The 24,070-nt window shown below is 38.3% G+C and carries 24 protein-coding genes; 4 read left to right on the forward strand and 20 right to left on the reverse strand.

Annotated elements, in window-relative coordinates:
• Positions 1–13: 13 nt before the first annotated feature.
• The 14 genes from GTQ43_RS03635 to GTQ43_RS03700 form a co-directional block, all read right to left on the reverse strand.
• Positions 14–544: a hypothetical protein gene (locus tag GTQ43_RS03635; protein ID WP_265270849.1), complete on the reverse strand. Its 531-nt coding sequence runs from the start codon at positions 542–544 to the stop codon at positions 14–16.
• Between the two features lie 220 nt (positions 545–764).
• Positions 765–1,352 (reverse strand): hypothetical protein, encoded by a 588-nt coding sequence (locus tag GTQ43_RS03640; RefSeq protein ID WP_265270850.1) that lies wholly within the window; start codon positions 1,350–1,352, stop codon positions 765–767.
• Positions 1,353–1,523: 171 nt separating this feature from the next.
• Positions 1,524–2,021 (reverse strand): DUF4359 domain-containing protein, encoded by a 498-nt coding sequence (locus GTQ43_RS03645; RefSeq protein WP_265270851.1) that lies wholly within the window; start codon positions 2,019–2,021, stop codon positions 1,524–1,526.
• 77 nt (positions 2,022–2,098) lie between these two features.
• A complete protein-coding gene (locus tag GTQ43_RS03650; protein WP_265270852.1) occupies positions 2,099–2,272 on the reverse strand; it encodes a hypothetical protein in 174 nt (57 codons plus the stop codon).
• A gap of 213 nt (positions 2,273–2,485) precedes the next feature.
• On the reverse strand, positions 2,486–3,331 hold the full coding sequence (locus tag GTQ43_RS03655; protein ID WP_265270853.1) for a hypothetical protein: 846 nt from the start codon (positions 3,329–3,331) through the stop codon (positions 2,486–2,488).
• Positions 3,332–3,353: 22 nt separating this feature from the next.
• A complete protein-coding gene (locus tag GTQ43_RS03660) occupies positions 3,354–4,358 on the reverse strand; it encodes a type IV pilin-like G/H family protein (RefSeq protein ID WP_265270854.1) in 1,005 nt (334 codons plus the stop codon).
• Positions 4,359–4,438: 80 nt separating this feature from the next.
• On the reverse strand, positions 4,439–5,557 hold the full coding sequence (locus GTQ43_RS03665) for a WD40 repeat domain-containing protein (RefSeq protein ID WP_265270855.1): 1,119 nt from the start codon (positions 5,555–5,557) through the stop codon (positions 4,439–4,441).
• 51 nt (positions 5,558–5,608) lie between these two features.
• Complete coding sequence (locus GTQ43_RS03670) at positions 5,609–6,172, reverse strand: NPCBM/NEW2 domain-containing protein (protein WP_265270856.1); 564 nt, start codon at positions 6,170–6,172, stop codon at positions 5,609–5,611.
• A gap of 107 nt (positions 6,173–6,279) precedes the next feature.
• Positions 6,280–6,825: a hypothetical protein gene (locus GTQ43_RS03675; RefSeq protein WP_265270857.1), complete on the reverse strand. Its 546-nt coding sequence runs from the start codon at positions 6,823–6,825 to the stop codon at positions 6,280–6,282.
• Positions 6,826–6,963: 138 nt separating this feature from the next.
• Positions 6,964–7,278, reverse strand: coding sequence for an SH3 domain-containing protein (locus GTQ43_RS03680; protein WP_265270858.1), 315 nt, complete (start codon positions 7,276–7,278; stop codon positions 6,964–6,966).
• 17 nt (positions 7,279–7,295) lie between these two features.
• On the reverse strand, positions 7,296–8,060 hold the full coding sequence (locus GTQ43_RS03685; RefSeq protein ID WP_265270859.1) for a hypothetical protein: 765 nt from the start codon (positions 8,058–8,060) through the stop codon (positions 7,296–7,298).
• Positions 8,061–8,109: 49 nt separating this feature from the next.
• Positions 8,110–8,754 (reverse strand): hypothetical protein, encoded by a 645-nt coding sequence (locus GTQ43_RS03690; protein ID WP_265270860.1) that lies wholly within the window; start codon positions 8,752–8,754, stop codon positions 8,110–8,112.
• A gap of 233 nt (positions 8,755–8,987) precedes the next feature.
• Positions 8,988–9,599, reverse strand: coding sequence for a hypothetical protein (locus GTQ43_RS03695; protein ID WP_265270861.1), 612 nt, complete (start codon positions 9,597–9,599; stop codon positions 8,988–8,990).
• Positions 9,600–9,769: 170 nt separating this feature from the next.
• Positions 9,770–10,225, reverse strand: a complete 456-nt coding sequence (locus GTQ43_RS03700; RefSeq protein ID WP_265270862.1) for a hypothetical protein — start codon at positions 10,223–10,225, stop codon at positions 9,770–9,772.
• Between the two features lie 607 nt (positions 10,226–10,832).
• Between GTQ43_RS03700 and GTQ43_RS03705 the strand changes: the two genes are divergently transcribed.
• Positions 10,833–11,876, forward strand: a complete 1,044-nt coding sequence (locus tag GTQ43_RS03705; RefSeq protein ID WP_265270863.1) for an XDD3 family exosortase-dependent surface protein — start codon at positions 10,833–10,835, stop codon at positions 11,874–11,876.
• Between the two features lie 312 nt (positions 11,877–12,188).
• Here the strand turns inward: GTQ43_RS03705 and GTQ43_RS03710 are convergent, their stop codons facing one another.
• The 4 genes from GTQ43_RS03710 to GTQ43_RS03725 are packed head-to-tail and all read right to left on the reverse strand — an operon-like array spanning position 12,189 to position 18,167.
• Positions 12,189–12,932: a DUF928 domain-containing protein gene (locus GTQ43_RS03710; RefSeq protein WP_265270864.1), complete on the reverse strand. Its 744-nt coding sequence runs from the start codon at positions 12,930–12,932 to the stop codon at positions 12,189–12,191.
• Complete coding sequence (locus GTQ43_RS03715) at positions 12,929–15,271, reverse strand: CHASE2 domain-containing protein (RefSeq protein ID WP_265270865.1); 2,343 nt, start codon at positions 15,269–15,271, stop codon at positions 12,929–12,931. The genes GTQ43_RS03710 and GTQ43_RS03715 overlap by 4 nt, the downstream gene beginning before the upstream one ends.
• A 56-nt stretch (positions 15,272–15,327) precedes the next feature.
• Complete coding sequence (locus GTQ43_RS03720; protein ID WP_265270866.1) at positions 15,328–16,608, reverse strand: DUF1822 family protein; 1,281 nt, start codon at positions 16,606–16,608, stop codon at positions 15,328–15,330.
• A 14-nt stretch (positions 16,609–16,622) separates the two neighbouring features.
• Positions 16,623–18,167: a sigma-70 family RNA polymerase sigma factor gene (locus GTQ43_RS03725; RefSeq protein ID WP_265270867.1), complete on the reverse strand. Its 1,545-nt coding sequence runs from the start codon at positions 18,165–18,167 to the stop codon at positions 16,623–16,625.
• Between the two features lie 649 nt (positions 18,168–18,816).
• On the opposite strand from GTQ43_RS03725, the gene GTQ43_RS03730 reads away from it, so the two are divergent.
• Positions 18,817–18,966 carry a hypothetical protein gene (locus GTQ43_RS03730; protein WP_265270868.1) on the forward strand — a complete coding sequence of 50 codons (150 nt, stop codon included), beginning with the start codon at positions 18,817–18,819 and terminating at the stop codon, positions 18,964–18,966.
• A gap of 46 nt (positions 18,967–19,012) precedes the next feature.
• Here GTQ43_RS03730 and GTQ43_RS03735 read toward each other — a convergent pair whose 3' ends face one another.
• A complete protein-coding gene (locus GTQ43_RS03735) occupies positions 19,013–19,606 on the reverse strand; it encodes a recombinase family protein (RefSeq protein WP_265270869.1) in 594 nt (197 codons plus the stop codon).
• Between the two features lie 154 nt (positions 19,607–19,760).
• On the opposite strand from GTQ43_RS03735, the gene GTQ43_RS03740 reads away from it, so the two are divergent.
• Together GTQ43_RS03740 and GTQ43_RS03745 are read left to right on the forward strand one after the other, a co-directional pair.
• Positions 19,761–22,859 carry a Tn3 family transposase gene (locus GTQ43_RS03740; protein WP_265270870.1) on the forward strand — a complete coding sequence of 1,033 codons (3,099 nt, stop codon included), beginning with the start codon at positions 19,761–19,763 and terminating at the stop codon, positions 22,857–22,859.
• Between the two features lie 296 nt (positions 22,860–23,155).
• Entirely contained in the window at positions 23,156–23,533 is a 378-nt protein-coding gene (locus GTQ43_RS03745) for a DEAD/DEAH box helicase family protein (RefSeq protein WP_265270871.1), read from the forward strand.
• On the opposite strand, the gene GTQ43_RS03750 is transcribed toward GTQ43_RS03745, so the two are convergent.
• Positions 23,502–24,068, reverse strand: a complete 567-nt coding sequence (locus GTQ43_RS03750; RefSeq protein WP_265273657.1) for a transposase — start codon at positions 24,066–24,068, stop codon at positions 23,502–23,504. The genes GTQ43_RS03745 and GTQ43_RS03750 overlap by 32 nt on opposite strands.
• Positions 24,069–24,070: the final 2 nt, after the last annotated feature.

Raw genomic sequence — 24,070 nt, forward strand, 5'->3', positions numbered from 1 at the left:
TAGTTTCAACCTATTAATTAAACCTAATTTGACTTTTGTGAATTACACCCCCACCACAGGTAGGTGTAAAAAGCCAACCATCTGGTGTAATTCCTCCGTTTAGCTCAATAGCTCTTAGTTCTTTGATAGCACAAATAACTTTGCCATTTGGAGACTTTCTTATATATGATGGAGGGTCAAATACAACCCCAATCACAATTCCAGGATTAGAACTGGGTGCGGTACAAACAATTTGCAGCATATTTTTTGTGGCTTGAGATTGTGGACTGTGACTGGTGCGATCGCTTAAACTAGTCCAGGTTCTCGATTGACAATTTGCTTGAGATTCTATGCGTTGTTGAGCGAGATAGTAGCTAAAATTGACAGTGCGATCACTTTCCCTAGAAATAGAACACATATCTATATAAATACTCTCTCCATTTACTGCTTTTCCTGCATAATAATTACATACATTAGCTCCAGTGACAGAATTACTCATACCAATTGAAGATGTAATTGTCACAAAAGTTGTAGCTGTAAGTGTTGCTATAATTTGTTTTTTCATCGCCCTAATCTTCATTCCTAAATACCGTAATAACGCCCACTGCATATACAAGGTTTACAGCTAATAATGTAAATTCTGCATCAAGGGGCTAAAAATTTGTTGAAGTCTGTCGTAACACCTGATGAATATTCCAAAATAGTTCTTGGAGTCGAAGTTATAGCTAGAGGTGAATCTGTATATCCGTGACTTCTATAACGAACCTAATAATGTAAATTCTGCATCAAGGGGCTAAAAATTTGTTGAAGTCTGTCGCAACACCTGATGAATATTCCAAAATAGTTCTTGGAGTCGAAGTTATAGCTAGAGGTGAATCTGTATATCCGTGACTTCTATAACGAACCCGCAACCACTTTTCTGTTCGAGTTGTATAGTCAAAGAATCGAGTTGCTAAGTCACGCCATCCTTGGTTGCTAGTTGTTAAAACTCCAATTGATGGTTCATTTCTTGAACCAGTAACACCTGAATATCTGTCAGGTTCACTAGCAGAAATGTTTTTATAGTTGTTACCAACCTTCGTGTATATAAAAATTGGACAGCTACGATTACTGCAAATTCCTCCACCTGCTGGATATAAAATTGCCTCCTTGACGCGATCGTTATTAAGGTCAATAAAAAAAACTCTGTGAGCCTTGCTTTCCCTGAAGTAATCACTAAAATTATCTCGATGCTGCAAGAAATCTTGACGAATAGCTGTAATTAGTGCTGGTGGTAATTCCTGGTGATTCAAGGAAGCACCTGCTTTGCTAGTTAATAAAGACAGAACGACAACGAAACTAAATATTAATGCCAACAAAAAATTCTTTCTCATTTTTAGCTCCTGCTCTCTTTAAATACATTTACTGTAGACGTGCTAGCGGCTTCTCGAAGAGTAGGTTTAGAAGAGCTATTTCATTTCTATTTTTTGATTGCTTAACCATGAATCGTGACGTATTTGCCGCTTATAAAACTAGTTTTGGCTACATCTGGGCTTAATTTTTGTTTAAGTCCCATCCCCTCTAATTTTTTGAAAACATCCTCTAAGAAGAAAGTTTCTAAACACTCCAATTGCACTCAATTTACCATTTGTTTTTGTAAAAGTTTGCTCATGATCAAGTTTTGCATTAGCCATTACTTGCAATATTTTGCTTCTGTCATTAACAACGTTTATGATTTTTTCTTCAAATTCTGGACTTATCTTATCTTTTACGGCTTGCATAACATCATCTTTCTCTAGATGATATATGCTAAACAAAATATAGTTATCTCTAGAAGTTTTGCTAGCAATTATAGACAAAACATCTTCAGAATGCTGCTGTAAAAATTTATTTGCGATAGGAGTACATAACTCTTTATAATACTTTACTAGAAGTTCAAAGTTAGAATAAGAACTCTCTTCCCTGTGGCTGCGTTGGCATATATGTTTAGAAGTAATATTTTCTTTGAAATTTTTATATTCATACGAATAATAATCTTCTGCTGATGGATTGGTTATCGCCATTAGTACAAGAATCGGAAAGATTATAGTTAACCATTGCTGCTTAAATGTTTTGAACATTGATTTTATTAGTTATTTACTTACTGCGCCATTACAGGAACTTTATTCCCATTCTCTGTGATGACAATTAATGGTAGCAAATCTCGGTGTTCTCGACGTGAAAATTGAATAAATTGTACACCTCGCTGAGTTGGGCTAACTACCATAACATAATGATTATCAACCCATTTTATACTGATTATTTGATGATACATTATCCAAACTTCAGCTATTTCTTTGGCATTAATTGCATTTGCATTTGCTTGTCCACCACATTGCCAGGTTAATACATCTTTCCTATTTCTTAAATTCCAGAGTCCAGTGAGTCTTCGATTATCTTGAAATAAACGTTATTGATGATTATTTTGCTATTGCACAGACTATTTTCTTGCCCCAATTTCAACTCCTCCATCAGCAGGAAAATCATTTTACAGAGAGTCCAAACTAATCATACCGGAGACAGATTTAGTCTTTGATAAATTCAAATTTTCGAGACCATTAGCTGACAGTGTAATTGTTTGGTCATTTATCTGTACTTTCATTGGGTGTTTGAGTCTATTATCAAGCGAGACCTCCATATTCTCTGGATGACCTATACTACGAGGAGTGTATGAAGTACCAACGCATACACTTATCGCGCAAATTTTGCCATTCCCTTCAAGCTGAAATGGCTTACTATACCCAGGTGAAACAGCTTTGACTATAACCTTTACCTTTGATGTCTGAGAACCAAGTGATGCTTCACCTAGTTCTCCGAACTTTAATGCCTCTTGGTTGTCTCGAAGAACTTCTATAGGTTGTGATCCACCAATAATCTCAATACTAACAAGATTGCCTGTATAGTTATTAACTATTAAACGGTAAATATGCGGTTTTTTATCATCAGTCGAACCCGGTGTTTTACCATCAGTCGAACTCATTACATCAATTGTGATACCAGCATTTTCACCAATTCCTCCAGGAATCTCAAAATGCTTTTCAGAATTTGCGTAACCGCCTCTAAAAATTCCAGCACTTATTTTAGCTCCACGTTCTGCTACGATTTCTTGTTCTAAAACGAGGCTTGGAGATGGAGTAGGTGACGGAGTAGGTGATGCTAAAGCTTGTGTTGTAGGTGTAGGAATAGTTGGCTGTTGTGGATTTCCTGTATTGGCTTGAGTAGGAGTAGAGGAAGGCGAACTAGAACATCCAGCAACTATAGATAATAAGATGAGCGTTATAAAGGAAGAGCTTGTTGCTTTAGAAAACCGTTGAAATATTGAAGTATTCATCATCAGAAAAGTGATAGATAAGAATTTAGTTGCGGTTCAAATCAACATAGCCAGCAGGACATTGCATATCATCTCCTGATAGTTTTGGTTGCGGTGGCATTTCACGAGTTGGCTGGATACTTTCACAGAGCTTGGCGAGGGTAATTGTCTCCCCATTTGAGGCATTCTTCTTGACAAAAGCTATACCTGTATAGCTTTTAAGACCTTCTGCTTTCGCTAATCCTACATTCTGGACAATACGCTTGTCATCAATTGCAACGATGCTGTAAGCGTAGTTTTCTGTACTGGATTTCATGCCTATTTGCAACTTGTCTAAGTCGGAGGTGAACTGGTTGTTTTCCAAAAAGAATGCTTGTTGTGCGCGATTCATGCTACCAATATATGTTTTTGCCTCTGACTGTTTCGCTTTGTGTACTCCGTTCAGCTGCTTTGCTAGTGGTTGCTTTTCTATAACCGTAATCTCTGAAGGAAGTGATACCATATCAGATACTTTCTGTAAAAGCACTGCATTCCCAAACACATTAAGTTGTAACTGACCATCTGATGTAAATTCAAAATTTATCGTTGCTGTCTGTGAAACACCAATTGAATCTGATAAAAGTAATTGCTTTGGTTGCGTCTGATCATTGACTTGATATCGATACTCTCCAGCTTGGTTGGAAGCAAACATGAATGCTTTACCTTCAGGAGTGAAAATCATAGATATCTCTCCTGTTTTCTGCCACCGACCAAGTAGACGCTTGATAGTATCATTACTAGCTACTGTATTTGCAGAATTCAAAGCGGACTGTTCAGAATTTTGTGAGACAGAAGAATTGCTAGGAGATTTTGATGCAACACTAGCTAATGTATTTGTAGAATTCAAAGCAGGCTGTCCAGAATTTTGTGAGACAGAAGAATTGCTAGGAGATTTTGATGTGACTAAATTCCAGAGTCCAAAACCTGCAAGTACAAGTATTAGTGTAGAACCAGAGCCAATCAAAGCCCATTGCCAAGGTACAAGGTTAGTCTTTGTTTGTGGGGAAGTCATAATGGTATTCCAGGTAAATTATTTCAAGTTTGAGAGGGCGCATTTTTGGTAACTTATTACTCAAGAATTTTTATTTACTCTTAATTAATCTGGAAGATAGTCAGTTTTTTGGCTCCAGCAAGTAGTTTTTTCCCATTATCTATAAATGCTAGAAAGGGCGAACTTAATTCTTGATAAAATATTTCCTTTCCAGAACGCATATCAACAACTCCCATCCCGTTAGTAAAAAGATAACCATTCATGTCATCAGCTACTAGGTGAGCAAAAGCAACTAAGTTATTATCTGGGCTAATAGCAAGAGAGACAATCCCGCCATGATCAATGAAGATATTTTGACGTATGCGAGAATCGTGATATTGTTCTTTACGAGTTTTCGCTTGTTTAAGTAGCTTTCCTGAAGCTAAATCCCATAATAAAATCGTTCTTCCACTTTCTGCCATAACTTCTTTTCTATAATAATTAGAAGTCACTAATTTTGTACTATCCGAACTCAGCGCAAAAATATCTGCCTTAATTGCATAAAGAAAACGTTCTGATTCAACATCCCAAACATACACCCTATCTGAATGAGAAAATGCGCGATCGTGTGAGCCTATTCTTCCTACCAAAAATCTTCCATTTTGAGTGATTGAAAGTTTTTGGATATAAATTTCTTGTCTCTGATCGTTACTACTATTAGATAAGGGAATAAAACTACTAGGTACACCAGTGGTTAAATTTTCTGATTTATAAACTTCAATGCCTTTATCATTTACAGAGAAAGCTTTCTTACCATTTGGATGCATGACATCTATACGATCAACCTTCGATGCATTATGTTTAACTACGCCAGTAGAAGGTATCCACACACTATCATCTTTTCGCCGATTTTCTACCTCTTTTAAGAAAATCCAATTACCGCTAGCACCAAAGCTTAGACTTGTATAAGAGGCTCCTCCAAAAGAATGTCCATATCTAAAGCTGCTAATAATTTTCAATTCTGATACATCAATAAGATGTGCAAAACTCTCAGGAACAGAACTTTCGGTACTACCTCCACAAGCTACTAATGTTTTATCAAGGCTAACATCTCCAAATTCACATGGAATATCTAGAGTTTTAGCACGGAAAATTTTCACTGCTTCTGCTGGCTTTTGCAAAGTCATGACTCCGAAACCAACAAACAAAAAACCTGCAACTAATCTTACAATTCTTCTCATTTGTTCCTCGTAAATATGCTAAATATCAGGACTATAAGTTGTGATTTTTTACTAAAATAGAGAGGCATTAATAAAATTAACAGCAGGGCAGTTAGTACCTCCTCTTGCACAAGAAACTTCTATCGCCAGATTTTTTTTACCAATTAAATCTAGCTTTTGTGCAGCTATTTGTCCAGATTTTAAAGTTTGAGAAGCAACTTGTTCACCATCTAGATAAAAACTCACTTTTGTTTGAGAGCCTTTGGCTATAAGTGAATGAGCATTATCAGCATCATCTTGAATACCAAATGTTGTGCTAAATTTTGAGAACCTTGGTAAATCCTTAGACTGTATTCTACAGATAACAAGTAATCGATCAGAAGAATATCCTACTGCTAAAGAAAAAATGGAATCAAAAAGTTGTCTGCCAATTGTAACTTCTTCAGTATTAATAGATAGCTTATTATCTAAAGCTGGTTCCTTAACACAATGTGTAGTTGGTAAAGCAACTTTATATTCAGCCTTAGCAAAAGCTGTAAATGGAATTAAAATTAAGAATGTACTAAAAAGAGTGAACGTTAGATAATAAAATTGACTCTTGCTAGATTTAGATTGGTATGTTGACTCAAAATTCACAGGTATTTATCCTTGACTATTTTTCTGTATAAACAATGATTGTTTGAGCAAATAGTGGCATGAATTCAGAAATGATATTTCAAATGTTTAGTTGTCATAACTAAAAATCAGAAAAATGATGCTTCCACAAATTCAACTGCTGGACAGTAATCTAAAGTGTAGAGTTTTTGTGTACAAGTAACTTCTATTGAAATATTATTATTTTTACTCACCTCTAGATTTTGGGTAGCAATTTGTCCAATTTGTAATATCTGAGATTCAACAGCTTGACCATCTAAAAAGAAAGTTACTTTAGTTTTTTTAGCTGTTTCATAATTAGCATCGTCTTTTATCCCAAATTTGACTCTAAATTCTGTATTGTGTGATTGTTTGTTGACTGGTATTCTACAAACGATATAGGCTTTATACTCGCTGAAGTTTTTTACACCTAATGAGAAGATAGAATCAAATAGTTGATTACCAATAGTTACTTCTCTGATCTCAGGAGAAAATTTATGAGCTGGCTGGTATCCAGATTTTTGTAAACAGCGCGTTTCTGATAAAGGTATCTGTTCTTTTGCTTGAACGGATGTCAGTAAAATTACAGGTGAAAGTACTGTCATGAAAACAGAAAGTGTTTTGTTAAAAAATTTAGTTTTTGTTGAATATTGCATATTAATTCACTGCTTCTAGATTTGAAATGACATTACTTAACTGGCTGGGAAATAAAGTGCGATCGCTTCCTATGACTATTAACAAAAATCACATAGTCAAAGCAAAGTTGGTATTCTTAACTGACATCAGCCAGAATTCTATTGCTGATAGCAGCTAATAAATTCTCTAATTACGTAGCCCCAGACTCTATATTTACCCTTGTAAGAGCCGCCTATTCTAGCCCAAGCACGATTTTGGCTATCATAGGATATTTCGATAATATCGACTTGTCTCCCATTTTTAAGAGTATTTATTACTTGACCATTTGGTTGATCGCGCACATTTAGTGGAGTTCCAGTAGGATCTGTTACTTGGCAAACTGTCTGTGCCTTCACAGGTGATAATGTTAAAATTCCAAGTAATCCTGTAGTAGATAGCAAGAAAAGTATTTTTCGGAAAATGGTAATTTTCATGTTTTATTTGAGCGCTACTAGCGTCTGTTTGGTAGAGAAGTAGTGCAGCCAGCTTGCTGTAATTTGTTCTTCGTTTCTGCACTGAAATACCAATTGTTAGGTGGTGCTATGGATGCCAAGTCTAATTCTCTTTTTTGAGATGTAATAGTGTCGTAGACTCCTGATAAGCCTTTCACAAAAGAAAGTTTGTCATTCTCTGTATTAATAGTTTTCCCAAAAACTGTACCAATCTCTACATACTGAGAATTTTCTGTAATTCCGACGACGCAAACTTTGTTAGGTGTATAAGAAGGTAAAATTGAAACGGTTAATACAGAACTTGGTATTGGAAAAGTACCATTTTCCCAATATCCCAAGAAAGGTATTGCACTACTATGAATTTTAGACCAAGCTTGTTGAAAGGATTTTAACTCGTTACTTTGCTTTCGTCGGGAAGCTGACAACTTAGTAAAAAGTTGGTTAGCAATTTGGCGAGGAACTCCCTTTTTGACTAAGCAACTAACTTCACCACAATAATCAAATTTACGAGGACGACCATCAATAATTTTCCAGCGACCATTTTGACGCTTTAAAGTCACTATTCCACTATTTTGTCCAAGAAGATAATCTAGTGTGGCATAGTTATCAATAATCACAACACTATTAACTGGGCCATAGCCACGTCGTACTAAGTTTAGAATAGCAGAAGTATCTTCTTGTTGAGATTGTGTGAAGGCTGGTGATGAGCTAGCAAATACAAGTGCTAAACTCAGACCAATGCAAGATGTAAATCTTATTTTCATAATTCATCGCCTAATTTGTAAATACTTTCCAGTTTCCTATTTAACAGTCTTATTTTGGACGTGAAAAAATGCAACCATGTGATTTAAAACTCTGAGCAATTGTAGATATCTGGTTCGCATCGATTGCAAGGTGTTTTATTAACTCGACAGGTGTTTTAAGTGGTTCTGGATTAGCTAAAGGGGAAGTGACGTTTAGCTGGGGTTTATTATCTATAACAACAGCTATGCCTAAATAATTGCCTTCTTTAATATATGTAGCAACACCACGAGTATGTATTTGTCTGTTAGATACAGTACCTACAGTAAAACTTGCTAGTTCTTCTTCTGTGGAAATAATGCATACTTTACCTTTCACATTTGATGGATAAATACTCACAGTCTGTTCGTATCCCGTCCAAAGACCAAGGAAAGGTGTAATGTTTGGATTTACTTCTAACCAGGCTTTTACAAAGGATTGAATTTCATGTTTTTGTGCGGAAGTCCGACGGTCTCGAATATATTCGCGATTAGCTTCATTTTGCTGAAATCGTTTAATTAATTGAATAAAGTCGCTTTTTATTTTCTGCATTTCTCCATTACTAGGATATCGCTGAGAAGATGCCAGAGTAGGTAAATATCCAGCGATTATAACTACTAGGCTAATACTCAGGCTAAGTACTGCTTTGTTTTTATGTAATAGTTTTATGTGTTTCATGATTTTACAATTTTTCAATCAAATTTTTCTTTAGTCTTTACTCTGATGACTGCCAATAAAAGTTATGATTGGCTTGTCTGGATTTTTCAGTCAACTACTTATCCAGTCAGCTAATTTTTTTAACCAACTCTTCCTATACTTTCTTTCTACATGAGGGCAGACTGACGATTATTTGTAGGGTGCATTAGCGTTTCGCGTAACGCACCCTACATATCTAAATAATTTGATTACCCTCATGGTTTTGAAGTAGTGCAGCCAGCAGCATTAAATTGTGAGAGTATTTTGGCTGTATTCCGTTTATAAATTTGACTACTCGGATGTTTTAAAAGCTTGGGATAAGTATGTAACCACAGTTTGGCTCTATTGTCTTCAGGCAAAACATCTATAAGTCCTAAAAATTCTTGTTCTTTGATAATAACATTAGGCTTTCCCGACAATTGAAAGCGAATTTGTTTGTTAGAAACAGAACTAACAGCAAATTTTACATCTTCTGTATCCCCTGGCATAAAGATAATACAGACTTGATTTTTAACCCTTGATGGGTAAATCATCAGCCACGCTTCTTGTCCTTGCCATTCTCCAAGAAAAGGTGCAACAGTAGGAGCTATCCGTGACCAAGTTCTAACAAAATCCTCCTGAGTTTGAATTTCACTTGTCTTTCGATAATCTGACCAATTTTCTGGGCCTGTTTTTTTATAAGTCCGAAGTTTAGGGATTTCTTCACGAAGTTCCTGCCTTAACTGATTGATTTCAGTATTTGTTGGCTGCCGATTATCAGCTACTGCTGATAATTGATTACTACCCAAAATAACTAAACTAAATCCTAAGATAAACACTCTCTTCATTTCTCTACTCACTTTTACTTAGACAATTTTTCAAGGTAGTTTTTCTAATTTTTCTCACTCTGAACGGCTACAAAAAATCTTGCAATAGGCAAGATTTGATATCAGGTATATTGCGCTTGGCAACAATATACCCTCAGAATTGATACGACTTTATCTTCAATACAAGAAGCCTAGATTTCTGCAATAAGTTGATTTAGCTCCCTGATCATTTTCTTCGCATCCGCAGCTTCCCAAGGAAGATGAGAATATTCCACTACTCCAGTACCACCAGACGCAACGGCAATTACTGTTCGGAATGCTCCGATTATAGAAAGGACTCCCAATAGAATAAGTAGAATTCCAACCGATTTAATAAGAGAAAGACCAATCAATAAAAGTGCAACACCACCCAGAAGTGACATAAACTTCAACTGGGTTTTGGTTTGAACTCCACCTATAGCTCGTAGGGGATAGGTAACTGTGTCATTACCTGTAGGTATCACCAGCAAAACATTAGGTGCATTTACAATTAGTCTCTTGTTAGTCAACCAAAAATGGGATTTTAGGAAAAAAAGTAGCATTGAGTAGCTGAATTCATGTTCTTTCTGAATAGTCTCATCTTTTCCCAAAGGTGTATCTAGCTGCATTTTGCTCCTGCTCAGAGATTTGATTGGTTTCTACTTATCTAATTGGGAATACTCTCAAGCAAATATGAGGGTGGTATGATTTTTTTGTAAAAAATTTTGGGAATCCTGGCTAAATCAAGCTTCACAACCTATTTTTTAGATAAATCTAATATATTTATTGGGAGCAGTCTCAAGGCAATATGAGGGTAGTATGATTTTTGGGAAAATAATTTTAGTGAGATCGTGCGATCGCTCATAACAGAGGCTACTTGTAACTACTGGAAAAAATCTCTACAAATACCCTCCATAGATGGAGCCATAATTGAGAATTAGCCCCCTAATGATCTAATTGGGAACAACCTCAATCAAATATGAGGGTAGTGAGATTTTTTGGAGAAATATTTTTTAGTTTTTTATAAATACCGTACAAATTAATAAATATTGATTCATCTATTTTGTGATTTGATTTATTTTTATTTTTGATTAAGTGTTTATTCTGTTTCAAAAATATGCATTTAAAAACTAATCTTATTTCATGAGGAAAAGATATTCATTTCCTCAGCCTTTTAAATCAATCCATTGCAGTTTGTTACTTAGATTCCAAATCATTGATTGGAGATATTTTGCTATGTTTTCCAACAGACCGAAGATTCAGCCAATTCGATTGATAAAGTCGCTCTGTTTTCTACTACCTTTGTCACTTATACTGACTGCAAATAAAGCAACCCTTGCAGCTGATTGGATGTATGCTCGTGATGCTGCGGGTGATGCGCTGGATACAAGTGACGGAAGTGCTTTTGATATTTTTGGTATTGGTATTAAAGATGATGGTAATGATGTTTGGATTGGCATCAACGCGAATATGAGTCGAGATGGCTACAATATGTCCAGAGTCTGCAATGGTAAACAATGTTACAATATATCTAACGGCAACATTGGTTGGGGTGATTTATTTTTCGATTTCTCTGGTAATAGTCAATTCGGTACTTCCAACGATAATCGGCAATTGTTCGGTATTCGATTTGCACCTGGCAATGATTCCAAAGTAGGACTCGGTGTTTACAAGAATGTTTTTGGTGTTGGGGTTGAAACCCAGAATGCAGGTTATCGAAATTTTGGTCGTTATTACAACACCTTATCAGCGAAGCAAAAGCGAACAGCTAATGTTGGAGATTTAGCTTGGAATGATACCTATTGGGGTGGCGATCCTCGCTATACAGGAGGACGCTATACCTATTCTTTGAATACAGAATCAGTACCCAATGTAATTGGTTCTGGCGATCGCTTGGGTGATGTAACTTTGTTAGATAGTAATTCATTATATTCAGCAGGGTTTGGCCAAGGTCTTTTCCAAGGTTCTCAATTATTTGGCTTTAAGTTTTCTCGGTCTCTTTTACCAAGTGGTAATTTTATCGCCAGTTTATTTGAAGAATGCTTAAACGATTCGATCGCACTTCGCGGTCATTTGGATACACCACCACCACCACCAAAAATCATACAACCACCAGTAACGCCACCTGTCCAACCACCAGTAACACCACCAGTAATACTGCCACCACAACCACCTACATTACCTATTAGAGATGTACCGGAACCATCTGGCGTAATTGGCTTGCTAATATTTGCCTTGCTGGGAAAAAAGCATACTTTACAAGTAAAACGAGATTTATAAGTAAGTAAATCAATCAAAAATATTATAGGGTAGGCGATAAGCCTATCTTATTATTTATAGCTCAATACGGTTCACTTAAGGCTAAAACTCTTTTTTTACGAACCGCAGAGGCGCAGAGGACACAGAGAGAAGAGAGGGAAGAGAGGGAAGAGAGGGAAGAAATGCTTAACTGAACTGTATTGATTTATAGCTTCCATTAAAAATAATATAGCGTTTCCCAATCATACAAGGTACATCATAGCCCCCTCATCGCTTGCGGGGAGGGGGTTGGGGGTGGGGTTCTTGTACCTCACTCAACTGAGAACCGCTATATTACTCATGAATTGAAACACTTACAGCATCAACAAATTGTTCTGGTGCTACCCACTCTTTGTCTAATTGTTTGAGTAAATTTATCCAGGCTCCTTGAATTTCAGCATCACCTGGATATTTAAAATGCAATTGTGCTAAATCATTGAGTGCATCATACCAAAGATGATTTTTAGTATAAAAAATATATTTATATAACTTATGTACTTGATGATGCAAAAGATTACTATTAATAACTTTGTATTGTATCCATCCATCAACAACAGCATCAGGTTCATCGCTATTACTACCCTGACAATTTAACATCAAGTACCAACGGTAATTCTGATTTGGTTGCAACAAATTTTTTGACCCGGAAAGCAGACTAATTTTTATCAGTCCTGTTTTGGTAGCTAATTTAACTGTAATTTGATAGATAGTTGTGCGTTCCTGGGCGTCGAGTAGTATAAATTCGGCGTGTCGTATATCGTCCTGGCTGTAAGGTATATAAAACCAAAAGCTAGGATATGGAGAGGCTGTAAAATCATTGCCATCGTTAGCGTTAAGCGCCGTCAGAGGTTTACTCGTTTGCTTACATGCGATCGCTGGGCGGGTCGTTCCAGGCGTTGAATTTCCTTTTGGCGTACCTGTTGTAGGTGGTTGTGGTGGCGGTGAAGTTGCAGATAAATTTGGTTGTTCGAGTGCTTGTGTACCCAACATCAAAATCCCACTACAGATAAACCTGACAAAAATCCCAACCTGTTTCATGTCTGTTGTTTGTTGTAAACGGCATTACCTAACCAAATAACACCCCAGGGCGCGACCAAGGCGATGATTCCGGGAATCAGTGGTATCCACCCACCCAAAGAGAAAATACTCCAGCAGATTCCGTATAAGATAGCACTGCATATACCAAGTGCCAAGCCTCGGTGAAGTGAGATTTTGACACGCCAAATCACAATACTTCCCGTCAATGACCAGCAAAATATCCATAGGGTTTCACTCCATTTTGGTAGCCACCATAATAGTTGTCTGTGGTCTTCGGCCGTACTGAGTAATTGGCTGACGACATGGGCGTGGATGTAAAGCGATCGCATTTCACCATAAGATGTCTGATGCGGATCTTTGACACTTGGTGCAACTACACCGATGAGGACAACTCTATTTTTCACCCAAGCGGGATTAAAGCGATCGCGATCGGCATTCAAAATATCTCTCAGGGTAACTTGTTGAGCAATATGAATGGGGTCTAGAGTATGGCGATAATTAATCAGCAGTTGGTTTCCCCGTGCATCTAAGTTTTGATAGCCCCCACTAGATTTTTCCAGATGCTTGATGACAAATGCGCCGAATTTCCAATCATCTTTGAAGGTTGCTACTGGAATTTTTTTAGCATTGAGATATTGATATGCTAATTGCCAGCCAAAGGAATATTTGGTAATACAGGGAGAGACCTCAGATATCGGATTTTCGCTACGGGATAAAAGATAGCGACGGACTATTTTATCTTGGTCGTCAAATAAGTCAACAAAACCTACTGGAATTTCTGAACTTTGAGATGGAGGTGCAGTGCTTTGTTCGAGACTGTTATTCAATGCACATACAGCTATCAGGTTTTGATTTTTCTGGAAATAATTAATGAGTGCTTTATGACTAACGATATCATTAATTGGTACAGGTGAATCGCGGACAATGTTCAAACCAATAGCTGCGGGTTGATACTGTTGTAATTTGTCCAAAAGTCGAGTTATTACAGCATCTGGTAGAGGATAACCATAGGTGCGGATATCTTTTTCATCTGCGCCAACAATTAACAGACGACTATCTTCTGATTCTGGCGATCGCATCTGCATTAGATGGTCAAATGCTTTCATTTCCCAAGGCTGTAATATCCCAAAGCCTCGAATTAATGTCACGGAAATAGTGACAATCAAACTAACAATTAAAGTTATTTTATAATTAATTGTTAACTGAGATGATGAGCATGAAATATATTTCTTTAATTCTTGGTTATTACCTCTTAACTTGTCCCAAAGAGGTGATGTTTCTGCTGGGTTTTGAAAAATTACTGGCAACCAACTAGCAGCCGGAAATTCACTTTCTAAACCTTGTAACTTTTCCCGTGCCTGTCGCACTGATAAATAAAATGATTGGCCTTCAGCAAAGTTTATTAAAAAGTGCTTCAAAAACTCCTGCGCTACTTTATCCGGTACTCTTTCACGCATAACAATAATTTGGGGAATATGTAAATCCTCTAATTTTTGTGCTAATCCGAAGCCATCACAAGAGTTAAAAATTACTATTTGCAACCCATTTTTTAAAGCCTTTTTCAGAGCGTTAGTCAAATAATTAATATTTAGATATTCATTTTTATTTATATGTATATAACCAGTCTTTTCTCCAGGGTTGCTATAACTATGTCCGGCAAAATATAGAATATTCCATCCTTGATTATTCCAAAGTAGTGTATCTAATTCTGAATGTTTTGGTTCTACCAAAAATACTATTTTAGCAGAGGGAAAGCTCTCTAGTATCTTCCGATCTGCGTCAATATCAATTCCTTTACTATCACCTAAAACTGCTAATATTTTTACTTGTGGCGGGTGATTTTTAACCTGAGTTTTAGTTTCAAATTCGAGGGAACTTAAACCAACTTCTGCTTTGGGATAATCAGAAAAAAAACGCCAAAGATGCCAAGGTAGTTTCCTAAGCAATATATCTTCACTTTGAATAATAAAGCGGATTTCATCATCGCGGCTCAACTGCATCCGTAACTGGCGATCAATGTGGCGGAACTCTTCAGCATCTAGCCAGATATCGATTTGTTTCTGTAACTCATCACATACTTTATAAAAATCTACATCGGAAAAGTGGGTAACATCAGCATCATCAATTTTGATATCTTCATCCCTTGGCTGAGATTGGCGTAAACCTACATTTATGTAGCGAGATTCGTAGATTAATTCATATAATAATTGCCAACGGCGATATAGGTCAAGAAGAATCGGGCTAGCTGGCAAATTACCTTGAAATTGTCTCCATTGTGAATTCCCCTCTTCTTGTAGAGGCTCGTCAACCAAATTTTCGTATAATAGTTGAACAGTCACAAAAGAAAAACCTGAATATAAGTTACCTTTTCCCAGGTTTAAGATAACTAACTTACTCATTGCTGTGTCAATGTAAATGGTTCAATTACGAATTCTTCAGTCACACTAAACTCATCAATAGCTACCTGAATTTTAAAGGTTTTTCCTGGTGGGCAAATAAATCGTTTCAATTGAATAAAATTATCTTGAATCCGCGATTGAATTTCCTGAAGAATGGACTCTGATTGAGAAAATAAAGCTAGTTTAATATTAGGCGGTAAGTAAGTTTGTCCTTTAGCTGGATGCAGTTGCACGCGTACAGCTACTTTTCCATCGGTTTCTGGTGTCAAACCAACCAAAAGTGCAACTGATTGATTACTCAATTGCATTCCTAAATCAATTAGTTTTATCCCGTCTACAGATATACCTTTAGCTGCTACCTTATGGTTTCTAAAACTATAAACTAAATTTCCCGGTTCTTGATTAAATAGTGTGTTTAGAGATTGCCAACCATCATCAAAGGTATTTTGGAACCATTTACTCAAATTGTTTGTTTTTACTTGAGTTTTTGTCACCAATTTACCTGTCCGTCGCTGATATAACTGCTGTCGCCATTCATGATTATTCAGCAATGCTGCCCACTGTCCAAATGGTATATCAACTCGCAAACGTGGAGAATAAATAGATGCATCTCCTAACATCTCTAATAAATTTTGAGCATCAGGCTCAGATAAAATAGGCAATTCTGGGACTTCCTCACGCATTTGCATACCTAGTGTTAGCTGCATAACTGTGAGGCTTGTGATTAACTGATCTATTGGTAATATATAAGTGCGATCGCGTGGATCGTACTTGCTCAACTGTTTGACTTGACGATGTGTTGCAAACCCCTGTACCGTCAATGTACATTCATCTGCATTTGCTTCTAAATCAACCTGTACAGCTAAGTAATAGTCACCGACAAAAGTAGGAATATCTATCCACTCTTGAGGAACTCGCAGTGATTCTGAATCTATGTTTTCGTTGGGGATAAGGATAATTCGCCGCGTACCAATGCTGATTGCAGTACCATTTACTACTTCTAAAATGCTGCGTAAGCCATCTTCACTAGGATAAATTGCAGAATTGGATAATGCTTCATCAGAGAGTTGATCATTCAGCCAGCCTAAAAATGTATACAAGCAAACGCGATTTAAATAAGCACTGTACTGCGCGATTTTATGAGAATGCTGTTGTGCCTCTTTCCAGGCTTGCTGTTGTATAGACGTAGATATCTGCAACAATAATTGGTTTTTCAAAGCTAATTTGGTTTGTTTATTATTATATTTATCGTACAATAAAGGTAGATTTGAGAACATATTTTTTACGCATTTTATGTCAAGATTAAGTGTTTCAATTGTAAATTTGAGTTATAACTATTGATGTTTTTGTATTGTTTAGTTAGCCAGATGTTTAAAAATTTTCTAATCATTCTGTCAAGTTCTTTGAGTAATGCAATTTCTAATTCAGAATTTGTTTGTGAAAGTAATTCATTCACTCTATCAGGGGGAAGATCAAGTTGGTTGCTAATAGCATTAGGGTCTAGTTTTTGTCCGTAGTAAAGCCGCAATAAATCCTGAGATTGAGTGTTCAGTTGTTTGACAGATGTAACCAATGCTGTATGGATTAAATCAGAATAATCGGGAGTTTCATAATTATAGTTTAACCAGGTTTTCACATACCCCGTGACCCATTGTGGCGGTTGCTTTAATGAATATACCGCATTAATTAGTCGGCGTTCAATAGTTTGTAAACGACGCGTGATCGCTCCTTGGGTGACTGCAAATTTTGCAGCAATTTGTTTTTGATTCCATCCCAATTCATAGTAAAGATATAAAATTTCTTTTTGGTCTTCATTAAGTGCCAGTAATTCATGTTGTAACACCGTCTCTGTTCGCTGACAAAGGCTTTCTTGCTCAGGTATAGAATCTTCTATTTCTAGGTTAAAACCCCCATGTGACTCAATTTTATAATTAACTGCACCGATTACTTCCAGGGAAATACTTGGGGCAATTAATTGGGGGTAATTTCGCAAAGCGGTAATGCAGGTTTCCATCCACCATTGCAGTTGTTCTCCAGTCACATTTTTCCCGACTGCGACTTGATGCGGTGCGATAGCTAGTACTTTTTCCGCGTTGTAATATTGTGCTGCTTCTTGAAAATCATTGCTATCTGGTTCTACCCAACGTTGTCCACTACGAGTTGCAGGATTTTGGATTTTATTGAATTGATAAACTTGTTTAAAATATTTACACGCAAACAAAAATCTGGAAACCTCCGGTTCACATATACCATATCTAATTAATGCTTCTTTCAGTTCTTTGTTACTTTTTTTGCACAACAACCGCCATTTAGAAAATTTGGCAACTGAACCATCATCTTTAATAGTTTTTCGCAAAACTTCGATTATGTAAGCATAAAGTGGCGAGATACTGGGGTCGTACTTCGCCAAAATTTTCCGAAATTTAACGGGATCGTAAACTAAGCACCGGGCAAAAAATATATATTCTTCCCAACATTTATATTGGTTCTCCTTCCATACTTGTGAAGCAGCACGATAGCAACTTTCCTCACAATACAGACTTAAATGCTCCCATGCTTTTTCGATGCGGTTTTCTGGTTCCCAATTATATTTTGAAGGCAAGTTATTTAGCGCCATATCGAGCCAGAATTGAACTAAGCCTTGCTCATTTTTTTGATGCAATAATCCTGCAAATTGGTCGTGTTGAGTTTTATATAAATCAATATTGCGCTGTAAATGTGGTTCAGATTTCCATTGAATTGCTCTGCGTCCAATTGAATTATCTACAGTCATGTACATATAGAATCGATGAACTAAGTGCTGAAGGCTAGACAATATGGGTAATTGATTTAACATTATGACCTGATTGGCGCACGCTTCAAGGTTGATTTTTTATGAATATTTATTTAATAAACTGTATAAAAAATAGCCTTTTTAAGGTGTGATCCAAAACCTTGCCAATATTTGTCAAATCGAATAGCAAGTGTAGATAGCGTGGGGTTACATCATATATGTCTCGTGCTAAGTGTCATAATTGCGTTGTCCAAGGTCAGGTGATGGCAATTTGTAACCATTGATACTCCGGCTCATTAAGCATGATGTTTGGAAGAAAAGTTAAGTTTCTTACTTTAATGTTGGGGCGGACTCAGACGATTTATGCGGTGTCATCCCAAAAAGCTACAAATTTCGCTATGACGCAGAAAATTTCAAAAGTTCTCACAAAATCGCGTTGCTCCCGTTGACCAGATGCTCGTTCGCGTAGCGTCTTGTAGGCAAAGAAAGATCCACCTGAATGCCGGAACACTCCGCGAAGGGCGATTGCAAAAAATCAACACCTTAGTCTCTATCTTCCTCCAAAATGGTATTAGCTTGAGGATATTTGTTCATAAAACTGCTAACTGCCAACATTAGCCAACTGGACAACTTATAAATCGCCATTTGGTCTAGCTGTTTCCAGATCAAGCCTTGTTAGATTAACTGCTAAGGCAATCAGCTTTGAGTACCTATGGCTACCAAAACACTGACCAAACCTAAGCAAAGACAAAATTCTCAAAATCGCTCATGGGAAAACCTGACAGATCGCCGCAAACTCCGCCATATTGAAAACACATTGGATAAAGCGATCGCATCCTCAATTCAGGATGATTCTGGCTAAAATAGCCCAACGCGCCAAAAATGTACAAGTACGTTTCAAACCCTTACTAGTTATGCTTTTGGGCTAGGTAAGCAAAGAACACCCGCCGCCCGACACCTGCGACTCTACAAACTTCAGCGGCTGTCTTCCCAGAATTTTGATACAAGATCCTCGCAATCTCCAATTTGGCAACATCAGTTCGAGGTCTTCCACCCGTTCTGCCTCTGGCTTTAGCTGAAACTCTTCCGGCCGAAGCTCGTTCGGCGCGTAATTCTCGTTCCATCTGATAAATCGCTCCCATCATCGACAGAAAACAGCGACCTGCAGCTGTAGTGGTATCAATACTCTCTCGCAATGACAACAGGTTAATCTGACGTTGTTCCAAAATCTTAGCTGTTTCGAGTAGATGGAGTAACGAACGGGTCATCCGACTTAGTTCAGTGACAACTAACGTATCATCTGGACGAATATATTTCAGCAGATCCTCCCATCCAGGTCGCACCATCCGCGAACCAGTTAACTTGTCAGTAAAGATTTTAATGCAGCCAGCTTGCTTCAAAGAATCCATCTGCGAATCAAGATTTTGACCGATGCTGCTGACACGAGCATAGCCAATCCGATTTTGGACTGTTTTCGGTTCGACGGGAGTTGAAGCATCCACAGTGCAAAATCTTCACTCATATACAAAGTAACCGCACGATAATTATAGTAAAGGTTTTAGCACCAAAGATTAACGTAAACTCGTTGAGTCACATCAAGTTAAGTCAGGAGTGCGGTTTGTACACTTTCTGCACTCCCACTAATGCCCTGATTACATGAGCAGCAATTCACGTCGTCTAGCGATCCTCTCAGCAAAAGAAGTCGATGACCTATATGGATTACCACATTTTACAGAAGATAAACGGCATCTCTATTTCGATCTGAGTACAGCCGAACGCGAAGTGGTAGCAGCAGTTCGGACTGTATCAGTCGCAGTGCATCTAACCTTGCAGCTTGGATACTTCAAGGCAAAGCGACAGTTCTTTAGTTATCAACAAGATGCTGTTATTGAAGATCTAAACTACATCCTGAAACAAAATTTCCCAGGTCAGAGGTTAGCATCGATTAAATTGCCCTTCAGACATACCCGCAGCGAACAGCAACAGATAATTCTGCAACTGTTCAACTATCGCCTTTGTAACAGCGATGCGAAAGTCGAACTGGAGTCAAAAGCTCGACGGGTTGCCATGTTATCAATTCAGCCCATCTATATCTTGCGCGAACTAATTCAACATTTAGCTGGGCAACGTGTCGTTGCACCTAGCTATCGATTCCTTCAAGAGATGATTGGTCGAGTGGTCACAGGCGAACGCACTCGAATTACGAAACTACTCACCAAAGCCATCACGCCGACGGTAGAAAATCAGTTAAAAACCCTGCTGGAAGCCGAGGAAGGTGTCTATGGCATCAACTTGCTCAAGCAAGAGCCAAAGGATTTCAGTTACAAGGAACTGCGGCGTGAAGTAGATCGCCGCAAATACTTCCAGCCACTACATGAATTTGCTCAAACCTTTTTAGCAACAACGGGTATTTCTAATGAAAGTGGCAAATATTACGTAGGATTAGTCAAGTTTTACACGGCTTATAAGCTGCGGCGGATGTCCCTGGCGACAGTCCGGTTGTATTTGTTGTGTTTTGCCTATCATCGGTTTCGCCAGATTAATGACAATCTGATTGAGGCTTTTATCCATTTGGTTAACCAATACGAAAAACAAGCCAAGCTGGGCGCGGAACAAGCAATGCAACAAGCATTGACAGATGCTGCAAATAACCTCCAAGCGGCGGGTCAAATCCTCAACCTATTTGTGGATGAGTCGATTACTGACGATCTACCATTTTCAGTCGTCAAGGCAAAAGCTTTCTCCATCCTCGACCCTGCCAGTTTCCCATTGGTGTCAGACTATATGCGTAATATAAAGTTCGACAAAACTGGGTTTGAGTGGTCGGCTTATTCTAAGCTGTCGAACACCTTCAAGCGCAATCTGCGTCAACTGTTCGCCGATCTTACATTCGCTAGTCGAGTATCTGATGCACCACTGCTAGCAGCGGTCGTGTTCTTGCAAACTTTGCTTCAACAAGGGAAGTCACCTAGACAAACAGATCCAACTACTTTTCCAGCAGCAGTCATACCCAAAAGTTTACAACGTTACTTGTATCCAACAGCCACAGCAGATGGCAAGGAGAAGATATTAGAGATCGATCGTTATGAATTTCTGATTTACCGACTACTACGAAATGCGCTCTCTTCTGGGGACGTGTTTGTGCGCGACAGTAATGAGTTTCGTCGTTTTGAGGATGACTTGATTGGCGACGAGCGGTGGCGGCATAAAAATGAGTTGTTGGAGGAAATTGGTGCGCCGATATTAATAGCTCCAATTCAAGAGACACTGACGGAATTCGAGCAAGCATTGGAAACTAAGTTCAAGGTTGTCAATCAACGAATTACAGATGGTCTCAATCAACATATTAAGGTCAGTGGGACTGCTGATAAGTCTCGTTGGAAGCTGATTTATCCCAGCGCAGAAGAACCAGTCAATAGCCCGTTTTATAGCCAGTTACCTGGAATTGGGATTGCTGACTTATTATGGTTTGTGGCGGCAAATACGGGATTTTTGAGTGCCTTTACTCATGTGTTAGATCGTTATGTTAAACAAGAACCCAATCCAAGTGAAATTTTAGCCTGCATTGTGGGAATGGGCACTAATATGGGGCTAGGAAAAATGGCCGAGGTATCAGGATTGAGTCATTCATCCATGATGACGACAGCGCGTAATTACCTGCGACTAGAAACTCTCCATGCTGCTAATGATGCCATCACAAATGCGATTGCGACTCTACCAGTTTTTCACCTTTATGATATTCAAGATGTCATGCACTCCAGTAGCGATGGACAGAGAATGGAAACACAGATCGATACTATTAATGCCAGATATTCACCCAAATATTTCGGTCTTCAGAAAGGCGTAAGTGCCTATACCTTGGTGGCTAATCATGTACCGATTAATGCCAAGATTATTGGGACTCACGAGCATGAAAGCCATTACGTTTTCGATCTGCTCCACAACAATACTTCGGATATCAAACCGGAACGACATTCCACTGATACACATGGTACCAATCAGGTTAATTTCTGGATCTTGCACGCATTTGGCTATCATTTTGCGCCCCGTTATCGAGATTTGCACAAGAAAATGGGTGCATTGGTCGGAGCCAAGCATCCAAATGAATATAGCGATTTTTTAATCAAACCCGTTCGCAAAATCTACCGCGATTTAATCGAACAAGAATGGCCGAATATTCAGCGGATTATGGCTTCGTTGGCACAGAAGGATGTGACACAGGCGACGATTGTGAGAAAGCTAGCTAGTTATGAACGGCAGAATCAAACTAAAAAGGCTTTATGGGAGTTGGAAAATATCTGTCGGACGTTGTACATTTTGGATTTTATTGATGATGTGACGTTACGACAGACTGTGCAAAAGGCACTCAATCGTGGCGAAGCTTATCATCGGTTTCGACGGGCGGTAGCTTATGTCAATGGTGGGAAGTTTCGGGTAAAAACTGAGGGTGAGCAACAGATTTGGAACGAATGTTCGCGGCTGATCTCTAATGCGGTCATTTACTACAACACTTTGCTGTTGTCGCGGGTTTACGCGCAAAAACAGGCGGTTGACGACCAAGAGGCACTAGCGATTATTAAAGATATTTCGCCAGTGGCGTGGCAGCATATCAATTTGTTTGGGACATTTGAATTCAGTCCATCTACATCAAAGGTTGATATTGATGCCTTGGTCGTTCGCTATGCCGACCCGACTTACTGGCATCAAGCGATCCAGGATGAATCCGAACCCACCTTGCCTGAAAAGCATAACTAGTAAGGGTTTGAACCGTAATTGATGCTGTTGGCGCGTTGGGCTATTTTAGCCAGTCTGTTGCACCTTATCTTTCACACCACTAAAGGTATTAGCAAGACCTTTTTGCAACTGGACTAGCCGTTCCTGAAGGGACAACTTATTCACCTAATTCTAAATAAATATCCTGGTAATTAGTTAGACATTGCTCTCAGCTTGGGAATACTGACAATTAGGGTAATGGATTTCTCCAATCCCTTGAGGAAGAACGAGTTCCAGCCTCTCCCCTAAAACCCAGCTTTTCTAGGATTTTAGATATTATGACAACTGTTCAAGTTACATACGCAGGTCTAATCAAAGTAAAAAGGGGTGAGGCTCCCAAAGAGCTATACTCCCACCAAAACGAAGCAATCATAGCGCTGAATGAAACTAATAAAAATGCCTTTGAAGGCTTGCTAGTGCTACCCACGGGTGGCGGAAAAACGTTAACAGCAGTTCACTGGCTACTACGTAATTTTATTAACAAAAACAAAAAGGTTCTGTGGATTGCTCATCGCCATGAGTTACTTGACCAAGCACTTGAGACACTTCAACTTAGTGCCTATTCGGTATTGAGCCGAGATACGTGTAAAAACCTGCAAGATGGTCTGGAAACCGTTGATATATCTATGTTTCAAAGATTTCTGGTGGAAGATTAATAGCAGCTTCCAATGGTTGGGGAATATTATGTAAATTCACCACATAATCACCGTATCTTTTGATATGTCTTGTGATGTATGGACTCATTGCTGCAAGGTGTCGCATAGGAATCAGTTCTTCCTGTGACATTAACGTTTGGATAGCCAACGACATATCAACCGTATTCTGCAAAATAACTGCGCTTGCTACCAAATCAAGATACTTCAGCCGCTTTTCCTGCTCAATAGGATCATTTTCAGTAATCGCTCCCAGCTTACCAAAGAATACCCAGTCCAGAAAGGCATTGTACATCTCCACAATATTGGTTATCGCTGTAATCTCATGCCGAAGAGCCACATTAGAAACATAGTCAAGCAAAAACATAGTCCGTACTACCTTACCCAACTCAAGAAAAGCTTGATAAAGTCGATTTTTTTTACTATAACTACCCAGCTTACGTAGAAGCGTCGAAGGCATCACCTTGCCTGCCTTAATTGACAGGACTACACGTATCATGTCATACCAATGAGTCTTGATTAAATTCCAATTGACCACGC

This window comes from Nostoc sp. KVJ3, from assembly GCF_026127265.1.
Lineage (GTDB): Bacteria > Cyanobacteriota > Cyanobacteriia > Cyanobacteriales > Nostocaceae > Nostoc.